The 10,913-nt window shown below is 42.8% G+C and carries 8 protein-coding genes; 6 read left to right on the top strand and 2 right to left on the bottom strand.

What is annotated here, in order from left to right; all coding sequences use genetic code 11:
• Positions 1-102 precede the first annotated feature (102 nt).
• The 3 genes from C1H71_RS12240 to C1H71_RS12230 all read left to right on the top strand — a co-directional run bounded on the left by C1H71_RS12240 (position 103) and on the right by C1H71_RS12230 (position 3,808).
• On the top strand, positions 103-1,734 hold the full coding sequence (locus C1H71_RS12240; protein WP_188053230.1) for a flavin monoamine oxidase family protein: 1,632 nt from the start codon (positions 103-105) through the stop codon (positions 1,732-1,734).
• Between the two features lie 16 nt (positions 1,735-1,750).
• Entirely contained in the window at positions 1,751-2,788 is a 1,038-nt protein-coding gene (locus tag C1H71_RS12235; RefSeq protein ID WP_188053228.1) for a TRAP transporter substrate-binding protein, read from the top strand.
• A 447-nt stretch (positions 2,789-3,235) separates the two neighbouring features.
• The gene (locus C1H71_RS12230) at positions 3,236-3,808 is read left to right on the top strand and encodes a DNA-3-methyladenine glycosylase I (protein WP_130106788.1); all 573 of its coding nucleotides are present in this window, start codon (positions 3,236-3,238) and stop codon (positions 3,806-3,808) included.
• A gap of 134 nt (positions 3,809-3,942) precedes the next feature.
• Here the strand turns inward: C1H71_RS12230 and trhP are convergent, their stop codons facing one another.
• On the bottom strand, positions 3,943-5,316 hold the full coding sequence (trhP, locus tag C1H71_RS12225) for a prephenate-dependent tRNA uridine(34) hydroxylase TrhP (RefSeq protein WP_130106787.1): 1,374 nt from the start codon (positions 5,314-5,316) through the stop codon (positions 3,943-3,945).
• Positions 5,317-6,298: 982 nt separating this feature from the next.
• Here trhP and C1H71_RS12220 point away from each other — a divergent pair.
• The 3 genes from C1H71_RS12220 (at position 6,299) to C1H71_RS12210 (ending at position 9,142) form a co-directional block, all read left to right on the top strand.
• Entirely contained in the window at positions 6,299-7,378 is a 1,080-nt protein-coding gene (locus tag C1H71_RS12220) for a hypothetical protein (protein WP_262488284.1), read from the top strand.
• A gap of 79 nt (positions 7,379-7,457) precedes the next feature.
• Complete coding sequence (locus tag C1H71_RS12215) at positions 7,458-8,255, top strand: TSUP family transporter (RefSeq protein WP_130106786.1); 798 nt, start codon at positions 7,458-7,460, stop codon at positions 8,253-8,255.
• Positions 8,252-9,142, top strand: a complete 891-nt coding sequence (locus tag C1H71_RS12210; protein WP_130106785.1) for a serine aminopeptidase domain-containing protein — start codon at positions 8,252-8,254, stop codon at positions 9,140-9,142. Before C1H71_RS12215 ends, C1H71_RS12210 begins: the two co-directional genes overlap by 4 nt.
• A 457-nt stretch (positions 9,143-9,599) precedes the next feature.
• Here C1H71_RS12210 and C1H71_RS12205 read toward each other — a convergent pair whose 3' ends face one another.
• Positions 9,600-10,889, bottom strand: a complete 1,290-nt coding sequence (locus C1H71_RS12205) for an HD-GYP domain-containing protein (RefSeq protein ID WP_130106784.1) — start codon at positions 10,887-10,889, stop codon at positions 9,600-9,602.
• Between the last annotated feature and the right edge of the window lie 24 nt (positions 10,890-10,913).

The following is a 10,913-nucleotide window of genomic DNA, read 5'->3' as shown; positions in this document are numbered from 1 at the left end:
AATTTCCAATACCTTACACTTAAATACGATATATGATTTTAAAATCAACTTTTTCATGAAATTATAACGTCATTTATGTGTAACCGTTATCTGGAGCCCATCATGCAAAACGCATCGCTTATGTTCGCAAACGTTCCCAGCAAACAACCATCATTACGTGCAGCTTATGAAGCTTGGCTTAAAGCCCGCTCTGCGCTGCCTAAAATTGAAAAACAAAACAACGCTAGTCAATTAAAAGTGGGTATTGTTGGTGCAGGCATGGCGGGGCTTTATGCGGCTTTATTGCTTAAGAGTAGGGGGATAGATTGTCATTTATATGAAGCTCATCCCACACGATTAGGCGGGCGCGTATACACCCATCGCTTTAATGATGAACCCAATCAATATTTTGAAGCGGGCGCAATGCGCCTACCAGAAACGCCTGAGCAACAACCGGTATTTGATTTGATTAGCTTTTTAAATGAACAAATCGCTCCTGAATCGAATATCGAACTCATTCCTTATAATTTATATGATCCGAATGGCAACTTAGTGTATGTCAACGGCAAGCGTGCTTTTAGTGGTGCCACAATGACTTTGGAATACGCAAATCAGCACCCAGAAGCGCTTGGTTTTAAGCTACCACCCGATGAGTGCAACAAAACGGCCTCGCAGCTATTAGATGAAGTGTTGCAGCCCTTTTTTGACTTACTAGAAGTCGATTTCGACTTAGGCTTTGCCAAAATTGTGCAGTACGATAATTACTCGCTCTATACCTATCTGACAGAAATTGCAGGCTGGAGTATGGAGAAGGTTAATTATGTAGAGGTTATGACCTCGGCCACCAATCAGTTTCACAGCAGCTTTACCGAGCTGGTCATTGAAAGCATGGATTTTTCTGGCGCTAAATGGCGCACCATTGCCAATGGCATGGATAGATTACCCAATGCTTGCGCCCAGTTAATTGGTGAAGACGCGATTTCAATGAATACGCCTGTTCGGCAAATTGAGAATCTGGCAGATGGCCGAGTGGCCGTGCATTACGGTGATATGGGCGAATTCGCAATTTATGACCGTGTAATTATGGCGATTCCGCCTGCGGCACTGCGCATGATAGACACCCCACAATGGTCGCCCACCAAGATGCAAGCGATTCGCGCCATGCATTACGAGCCGCTATATAAAATTGGCCTGCGCTTTAAAACACGTTTCTGGGAGCAAGTTCCGCAGCCTGCTATGGGCGGGCAGTCTGCCACTGATTTACCAATGCGCTGGTGCGTTTATCCCTCCTATGGCCTTGGCGATTCGGGTGCGGGGGTGTTGTTGCTGTATTCATGGATGAGCGATGCTTATAACTGGCTGCCACAAAGCCAAGAAGAACGCGTACGTTTGGCCCTCAGGGATTTACAAAATCTCTATCAAGATACGGTAAATATAGAGGCCGAGTTTATCGAATCCTATGATGTGGCTTGGCCTTCAGAATGGGCCACTGGGGATGCGATGTTTTTCCCTGGGCAATTTAGGCAGTTATTTAATAACGCCCGCCAGCCAGAACAGCACATTTACTTTGCAGGTGAGCATTTAAGCGTGCATCACACTTGGATTGTTGGCGCATTAGACTCTGCACTGCTCGCCTGCCAACAGCTACTTGGCGATGACTCACTTAGTCCATTGCGCGCCAGCGCTATGCCCGCCTTGAGCCCACATCAGCATGACTACAGCAAATGTGCTGCCGCCCCCTTGTTGCAGCGCTAAGGGCGCCCCCATGTGGATGAGTAAACTCGCTATCGCCATTGCACTACTCTTTAGCCACAGCCTATACGCTGAAGACAATGTCGCCACCGAGCCACTGAAAGCCATAGGCTCTTGGAGCATGCTGAGCCAGTTTAAAGATTATGAAAAACCCTTCTGGACTGAGCTGCTCCCCAAGCAAAGCCAAGGCAGAATCCAAGTAAGCCTCAACGCTTTTAATGATGTGGGCTTAAAAGGCAGCGAAGTATTACGTTTGATGAAGTTAGGGATGACCGACTTTGGCACCACCATCTTGTCGTATATCTCGGAGCAAGATCCACGGGCAGAAGCGGTGGATCTTGCTGGACTGACCATCAATGCCGAAATGGAGCGCAATGTAGTTAACAGCTACCGCCCCGTGCTAGAGCAGTATTTTGAGCACAAGCATGGTATTAAAGTACTGGCCATGTGGCCCTATTCTGCTCAGCTTTTAATGTGCAATGGGCCTGTTAAAAACCTAGAAGGGCTAAAGGGTAAAAAAGTACGCGTTAGCATGCGTACTACCAGCGATCTAATCGAGGCCTACGGCGCAATCACGCTGAGTATTCCTTTTGATCAGGTTTATAACAAAATGAAAGATAAGCAGCTCGATTGCCTGATTACTTCGGCGCTAGCCGCCCACACGGCGCACTTTTATCAAGTTGCAACACATATCTACAATCTGCCGCTAGGCTGGAGCGTAGTGATGCTTGGGGTAAACCAAGCCTCATGGGCAAAGATAGAAGCCCGCGATCAAAAAACCATTGAAGTAGGCATTAATAAGCTCGCTGATGATCTATGGAAAGCCGCTGATACACAAACAGCCTTAGGAATCGCATGCAACACAGGAAAAAACTGCAGCCTTGCCGAGCAGGGATCAATGACGCTGATTACCCCAAGTGCAAATGATGAAGTGAGATTAGCCAAGACAGTCAAACAAGTTGTACTTAAACGCTGGGCTGAGCGCTGTGGCAAAGAGTGTGTTAATGAATGGAATAAAAGTGTTGGAAAATTGCTAAATATAAGCTTGGTAGAATAATAGCCAGTTTATAAGCAGCGCCCTTGGCTACCTAGCAGCCTGTCGGACTTAGCATCAGTCAGCTGCACAATCACCTGATCGGCCTATATTTCACCAGATTTTTGACCAATAACTCGTTATCGGCGCTGCAAATCCGGCAAAATCTTATCTCGACCATGCGATTTTTCGCTTCGACCGTCTAAGTCCGACAGGCTGCTAGCCTGAATTAAACAGGGTAGGCCACACTTATTTCCAGCCCTTTAGCACCGTTTGTTTACAAAAAAATGACCGTCAAGCAGCAGTGCACAAAAAATAATCAATGCTATTTACCATCAAATAAACAACAACTTAAACACAGCATCAACAGCTTATCCACAGCACAGCACTTGGTTTTAGGGGATAAAACCCAAGATACCCACAAGACGCTCAAGTAAGCTGCAGTGCAGCACTTATTATCCTTTGGACACCATGCTTATTCCTCTAAAACGCTGCGCTTGGTGCAGCGACGATCCACTCTACCAAAACTATCACGATCATGAATGGGGCGTACCACTCCATGATGATCAAGGGCTATTTGAGTTGTTATGCCTAGAAGGCGCGCAGGCGGGGCTATCGTGGATCACCATTTTAAAAAAACGCGCTCACTATCGCGCCGTATTTGATGGCTTTGAAGCACAAAAAATGACCAATTACAACGCAGAGAAAGTCGCCAGCCTGCTCGCAGATGCGGGCATTATTCGCAACCGCGCCAAGGTAGCGGGCTTTATTAGTAATGCCGCAGCTTATTTAAAAATCCAAGCAGAGGGAGAGCACTTTGCAGATTTTATTTGGCAGTTTGTAAACCACCAAACCATAGTTAACCACTGGGCCACAGCCCAAGACACACCTGCATCTACACCAGAATCAGAAGCCATGAGCAAAACGCTCAAAAAACGCGGCTTTAAGTTTGTTGGCCCCACCATTTGCTACGCTTTTATGCAGGCCAGCGGCATGGTAGATGACCACAGCCCCGATTGCTGGCGGCGTAGCGGTAGCGAATAAATATTGACCAACATGATCAAAAAGTACGGAGCACACTATGCGCACAAAAAACACGAATACAGGCTCAAACACTCATTGACCCTGCTCGTGTTTTTTAGTGTTTATGATTGGCGAACAATCCGTCGCAACCCTTTTTAAGTCTCCGCCATTTCATCCGCAGTAAATAAGCGTGAAATCAAAGATTTTTCAAAGCCCTCTTCCATAGGAATAGAGATTTTCACACCATTACCAGCGGCGATATCGCATGGATTACCACTTTTATCGCGCATTGCTGCCAAGGTGATAATCCGATTGCCACTTGGGTGGATAATTTCTAGCTGATCGCCAACGGCAAAGCGATTTTTTACTTCGATTTTGGCCCAGCCTTCTTTAATACTGATGACTTCACCGACAAACTGGCTTTGCTTGGCTTTAGAATGCCCATCTAGGTAGTTTTGCGCTTCATGGGTGTAATGGCGCTGATAAAAACCATCGGTGTAACCACGATTAGCCAAGCCATCTAGATCAGCCAAGAGCGCCGGATTAAATGGACGCCCCGCTACCGCATCATCAATCGCTTGGCGATAAACCTGAGCGGTACGCGCCACGTAGTAGAGTGATTTAGTCCGACCTTCAATCTTGAGCGAATCCACGCCGATCTTAGTTAGGCGATCGATATGCTGCACCGCACGCAAATCTTTGGAATTCATAATGTATGTGCCGTGCTCGTCTTCCAGAATCGGCATCAGCTCATCCGGGCGGCTTTGCTCAGCAATTAAATAAGTTTTATCCGCAGATGGATGGCGCTCAGCACCACCACAGGCGGCAAAGCTTTGATTGGCTTCTTCCATGGCTTTATTAAAATCAAACTGAATCACCTGCGGCTTCACATCCCCCGCATCGTCTTCCACCGTATCATTCATTTTGTAATCCCAACGACAGGCATTGGTACAAGTGCCTTGATTAGGATCACGGTGGTTAAAGTAACCCGATAAGAGGCAGCGGCCAGAATAGGCAATGCATAGTGCGCCATGCACAAACACTTCTAATTCCATATCTGGGCAGAGCTGGCGAATTTCTTCGACTTCATCAAGGCTCATTTCACGCGATAAAATGACGCGCTCTAACCCCATCGATTTCCAGAATTTCACCCCAGCGTAATTGACGGTATTGGCTTGCACCGAAAGGTGAATCACCTGCTCTGGCCATTTCTCCCGCACCATCATAATCAGGCCAGGATCGGCCATAATCAGTGCATCAGGCTTCATGGCGATTACCGGCTCCATGTCCGCCAGATAAGTTTTTACTTTGGCGTTATGCGGCAAAATATTGCTAGCTACAAAGAACTTCTTGCCCCGCTGATGCGCCTCAATAATCCCTTGGCCAATTTGCTCAAGCTTAAATTCATTATTACGCGCACGCAGTGAATAACGCGGCTGACCGGCGTAAACCGCATCCGCGCCAAAATCAAAAGCAGCGCGCATTTTGTCTAAAGTACCAGCGGGAAGGAGAAGTTCAGGGGCTTTCATGGTTTAGTGTCTCGTGCGGCCTGAATTATGCAATTCAAGCGAGGAAAAACCGCGATTATAGCACGGCCTTTTTGCCTATTTTTTAATCAGCCACAAAAACACATCTTAAAACAGCAGCTTAATTGGCTTATCCACAAGCCATCCACGGACTTGCTGGATCAATTCTTGGATAAACGGCCAATACTGCTTAAAAAATATGCAGTACAAAAAAAACCTGCCAGAGCAATGACTTGGCTAACTTGTCCACAGGACGTACACAGCCTTGTGCGCACGAGGCGGGGATAAGCTGAGCCAAGAGCTCACATTTCATAAAATGCTGTTTTACAACTTTAAATCCAGCTAATAAACCTTGGCATTGCCAAGCCAGGCGACGTGTAGGTGGTGAATTAATCATCAGCCATTCTGCACTCACAGCACCAGAAAGGGGTTAGCTTAACGAAAGCTCATTTACCCGTGGTAAGTAGTTAGATATAAGTTATCACGCATTTTACAAAGAAAAAAATATGTGCTTTTCATAGGGTATGCAAGTGCCTTTCTTGCGCTCCAGCTCTTGGTGCGCAATGAATTCGTCGTTATCACTCCCTACGAAAAAAATATGATTGATAAATATTGGTTAATTTATGCCAAAGTACTAAACACCATTGATGCAAACAATTAAAAATTTCACGTCATATTACAAAAAATAAATTTTAAAAAAAGATTGGTGTAATTATTCACAAATTATAGATTTCCCCAGTATTACTTTATAGATAAAAAATATTTAATACAGTTTTTCCAATCCGCAAAAGCATTTATAAAAAATGAATAAATACTTAGGCATAAATTAAGCAGCACTTGCCGTTCAGCCTGAGCTTGTCGAGGGGCACTTTAATTAAATTAACGGGTTCAACAGACTCACCCCGAATCGCTGATGTTGGTTTAATTATGCAGAACTTCTTACAAAATAAACCCGCGCTAAATACAAAAAAAGAGTTGTTACTTTATGTTTAAATTCACTGAAACACCTGTAATTACTAGCAAGAAAACATCCGTATTAAACATATTAACTTTTGATATGCAGCAAGCTTTGCAACTTGAAAACGCATCTATAGAATTAGCGAAAATGGGTGGAATACAAGTTGTTGGTGTTCAATTAAAAGCCAAACAATATGCAATTGAAATTTTCGCAACATTAAATAATCAACAAGCAGAAATAGCAAAAAAATTTTCCAATGGGGACATTCCATCATTGGTATTTGAAGGGATGATAGATAGAGAAAAAGGAAAAATTCCTGCATCTCTACCAGATATTGAAGAGCTTCAAATAGATTTCCACTGCCATAGATTATCTTCACGAAGCCAAATTCTTCTACACCTTGTTGGGCATCGAGCTTTTGCTTATGATATTGATAACGAGGGAAAATTGCTTCGATATGTTGCCAATTTCAAAGGTGGCGGACATGAAATTCTCTCCAATGAAAACCTTCCCGATAAAATTGAGTTAAGTTCGCATTCTGGATTAACTCTTGGCCCGCATACAGAGGCTCCATATAACTGCTCATTGCATTCATTAGATGGTCATTCTCCTGCACCATCAGCACTCATTCTTACAGCTCGCTGGAATCCCAAAAATGAGCCTACAAAGGTGATTCCCATCTCACCAATTATTAAAAAAATTAATCCAGATGAAGTACTAGCACTTACCTCTACAGCATTTAACTTTACTCGCAGCGATTCATTTACTGTAGGCAAAGGAATCGCAGGAAATAACATATCTATTCTTGATATATATGAAAATAATTCATTTAGTATACGATATAATTCATACCGATTTTCAGCAAGTAAATTTGCATCCACAACTGAAAAATTAGCCTTTGAAAAGCTAAACATTGAAATAGCCAATGCTGATATAATCGAGTATTCACTCCAGCCAAGCTCAGCACTTATTATTAACAATGATATTGCGCTACACTGTAGAGACATTATTAAGGACAATCGAAGACTTCTTCTACGTATATTTGGATATTCAAACAGAGCGACACCAATTATATTAAATAAAGACCCTCTACTGGTTCAAGGCTAGTCCATAAAAAAAATCATATATACTATTATTTCAATATAATAGTCATTATTGATGAGTAATATATCCAATGGAAAATTTCATGCTTGATGTAATAGACTTAAATACCATGATGGCCTTAGCTGCAGTTGCTATGCTAGCTGGTTTTTTTGATGCCATTGCCGGTGGAGGTGGTCTAATAACTCTTCCTGCTTTGTTTATTGCAGGGATTCCACCTGTCGCAGCCATTGCAACAAATAAATTTCAAGCGGCAGCTGCAACTATTTCAGCCACAATAGCATTCGCAAGGAAAGGACAAATAGAATGGAGATCTGGCTTTCCAATGGCTCTCATGTCACTTCTAGGCGGTGGATTTGGTGCATTATCAATTAGTTTAATTCCTAAATCTGCTCTTGAGTTTTTAGTTCCTATTTTACTTATTTTAGTTGCAATCTATTTTGTGTTAGCACCAAAATTAAATAATGAAGAACGGCATGCTAAAATTTCTTCTTTTTTATTTACCGCTATGATTGCTCCATTAATTGGTTTTTACGATGGTGTATTTGGCCCAGGTGTTGGATCATTTTTTATGATTGCTTGTGTATTATTGCTTGGCCAAGGGATTGTCCGAGCAATGGCAAACACAAAACTTTTAAATGCTTCAAGTAATATTGGTGCATTATTTGTATTTATTTTAACCGGCCATATTATTTTTACTGTGGCAATAGCCATGGCGATAGGTGCATTTATTGGTGCTCAACTTGGTGCTCGCTGTGCTGTAAAGTTTGGTCCAAAATTAATTAAGCCTTTGCTTATAAGCATCTGCGGTCTAATGGCAGTTAAATTACTGCTAGACCCAGATAATCCCCTAAGAGTTTATATTTCAACACATATCGCATGAATGTAAATAATATCAGATTACTCAAAAAATCTCGTGTCGCCGATGAGCTGATTTTCAATGATTCCTACATTGCTAATGTAGGCTATTTTTCTCTTAATCTAGGCTACTATCACCCAGAGGGAAGAATTTTATTTTCACCAACTAAAAAATGGCCATCTTTTCTTGCAATTCATGGGGCACGGTCAGATTATACAAAACTAAATACGATACTTTATTTTCTACAAAAAGAAGGAGTATCGTCATTAAGCTTTAATTTATCAGGCCATAATTTAGCAAGCGGCATTAATTTAGAAGAAACTTCACTCGCTAACAATCTTAATGAATCCTACCGTTTTCTAAACATATTAGATAGAGAAAATATAGCCGTAATGGGGTACAGCTTAGGCGGGGCCCTGGCTTTAAAATTAGCTGCTAGCAATTTAAATATAAATAAAATAATTCTATTTTGTCCAGCGGTGTATTCTGACTCTGCATACCTAGAAAACTTTGGGCCTAAATTCAAAAAAGAAATTTCAATTCCATTTGGTTTTTTAAACACAGATTCTTTTGATTACTTATCAACATATCATGGCGATATCATGCTAATAATCGGTCAGTATGATGGGGTAGCCTCAATACATTCTGGTGGCATTTTAGGTACCTCCGCAGGAATATTTAAAATTAACGGGAAAGAACAATACAGTGCTATACCTGCAGAAGTAATAGAAAAAATTAAAAATTCTTTGCCAAACAAACAACTTAATATTTTACAGATTGCAGGCTGCGATCATGGTTTATCTACTTGGTTTAGAAAAAAGCCTCTGGTAGCTAAACTTGTTGCAAATCATATTTCAAAGTTCTTAAATGGAGAGGCTGGCTTACAGGGACAATTTTTAGTTATCGATTGATCCAATAGCGTATCAAGCTAGCAGCCTGTCGGACTTAAGCGATCGTAGCGAGGGAAAGACCGGTTTGAGACTGATTTCGCGGTTTTTTGAGGCGAATAGCTGGCTATTCAACGAGAAAATGCGTGAAATATGACCAAATCCGGCTTTTCCGTAGTAGAGCAGTCTTAAGTCCGACAGGCTGCTAGCGATAATACTGAGGGGTGTACATAGTGTGCTGGCATTATGGGTGGAGTTACCCGAGCAGCTATCGTCTAAGCGGGTTTTTGATGCTGCGCTCAAACAAGGTATTTTAATTGCCCCTGGGCTGATGTTTTTTAACTCAAATCGCTTTGAGTACTTTATTCGCATCAACTGCGGCTGGCCGTTTAAGCCCAGAAATAGATCGCGCGTTACTAAGCTTAGGCAAGCTCATTGAGGAAATGAGCAGCAGCTTAAGCACGGCCCATTCTGCCTAAATTTAACTTTCCCGCAAATGTAAGATTAAATCTTGTAATGCTTCTTGAGAAACGCCATCCAATGTAGGGGAACGGCGCTCTATTTCATTGGCTAAATCAAAAAGCATCCATTCCATTTCGCTCAGCATGGCTTGCAATTCAGCCAGCATTTCAGGATCTTCTTCCCCAAAGGTATGCATAGACTGCACATCATCGGGATTTAAACCTGCCTGAACAATCAGCGCACGAATGCTTTCCATACGCTCAAATAAAAATCCCAGCGGTGAATTAAGGCTCGCCCCTTCATTTATTTGTCCTTTTAACATGGTATGTAAAGCCAGCCATGCTTCAAGAAAATCAGCAATATGCGCTAACTGCAAGGTGATATCTCTTTCTACCACGCTCTGATGTTCATCATTACTCAGCGAGCCTAATATATCCCTTAAAGCCTTAACCGCTGCTGGATCAAAGCGGGAATGAAGCAAAGTAAATAAAGCGTCTAATCGTTTTGAATCAAAACGATTCAATACCGCATCGGTGACGTCAGCAATGGCAATGATCTGCGCTAAACGACTCACCGCTTCACCGCGTAAACCATGTGGATAACCGCTGCCATCCAGCCGTTCATGATGTTGCAAAATAGCATACTCGGCAGCCAGCGAAAACGCAGGGAAACTATGCACCAGCATATAGCTAGTAATTGGATGCACATAGATATAGCGGCGCTCTTGCTGTGTAATTATATGCGTAGGCGTCAGCAGTTCTGGATCCGTATGCATCTCACCTAAATCGTGGCATAGCGCCGCCAGCACTAAGGCCGTCTTATCTGATTCAGGCAATTTCAGTTGCTGAGCTAGGGAATAAGAAACAATACAATTTCTTAGTGCATGTTCAAATAAATTAGGCCGCTGATTTTGCATCACCGTTAGCCTAAATCGAATAGGCATAGGCAAGACTAATGCCGCTAGCTGATGCTTAATGGCTAAAGGATCACCCGCCCTCGTTAGCAGTCTCGCCAAAATGGGGTCTTTCTCTAGTATGTTGCCAACCTCAAAGGCCAATTGGCCACCATCAAGTGGCCGATCCGTTGCTAAAAGTTGGTCGAGAGGTGTGGCTAATTTGTGCTTAACCAAAAGATCAAATTGGTGACTGCTAATCTTTGCTCCTTTTGCGACCAACTTCATCCCATTGGCCGCAAAAATATCTTGATCAGCAATCACATCAAGGTTATCCCCCATTTGCGTAGCGGCACGCAAATAGTGAGGATTTTCTTCTGGCAATTCAGATAACTGCGATAAAGTATCTGGGCTCATATTGATGTAATTAAATAAGTGAAC

The organism is Iodobacter fluviatilis (genome assembly GCF_004194535.1).
GTDB classification, from domain to species: domain Bacteria; phylum Pseudomonadota; class Gammaproteobacteria; order Burkholderiales; family Chitinibacteraceae; genus Iodobacter; species Iodobacter fluviatilis_A.
This window is presented reverse-complemented; position numbering and strand designations above follow the sequence as displayed.